General features: G+C 47.8%; 1 protein-coding gene. It reads right to left on the bottom strand.

Annotated elements, in window-relative coordinates; genetic code table 11:
- Positions 1-431, bottom strand: a 431-nt coding sequence (locus tag KDM89_RS19900) for a proton-conducting transporter transmembrane domain-containing protein (RefSeq protein WP_268977903.1), incomplete at both ends; no start/stop codon positions are given.

Raw genomic sequence — 431 nt, 5'->3', positions numbered from 1 at the left:
ATACTTTGGCCAGTTCTTCTTTCTTAGCAAAGACTTCCGCATAATTCATGGAACCAGCGTAAGCGAGCAGCAAACCGATACCGAGTATGAAGCCAAAGTCACCGACACGGTTAACCAGGAAAGCCTTCATGTTCGCGTAGATCGCTGTTGGCTTGGTGTACCAAAAACCGATCAGCAGATAAGAGACCAGACCTACAGCTTCCCAGCCAAAGAACAACTGCAGGAAGTTGTTACTCATCACCAGCATCAGCATGGAGAAAGTGAACAGGGAAATATACGAGAAGAAGCGGTTATAACCTTCATCCTCCTGCATGTAACCAATCGTGTAGATATGCACCATCAGCGACACGAAGGTCACCACGCACATCATCATGGCCGTCAAATTATCGACCAGGAAACCGACTTCCAGCTTCAGACCAGCGACTTCCATC

Origin of the sequence: Cognatundibacterium luofuense, assembly GCF_018139685.1 — a bacterium.
Classification (GTDB): Bacteria; Pseudomonadota; Gammaproteobacteria; order Burkholderiales; family Burkholderiaceae_D; genus Undibacterium; species Undibacterium luofuense.
The sequence above is the reverse complement of the archived record's forward strand: the minus strand, read 5'-3'. Positions and strand labels throughout refer to the sequence as shown.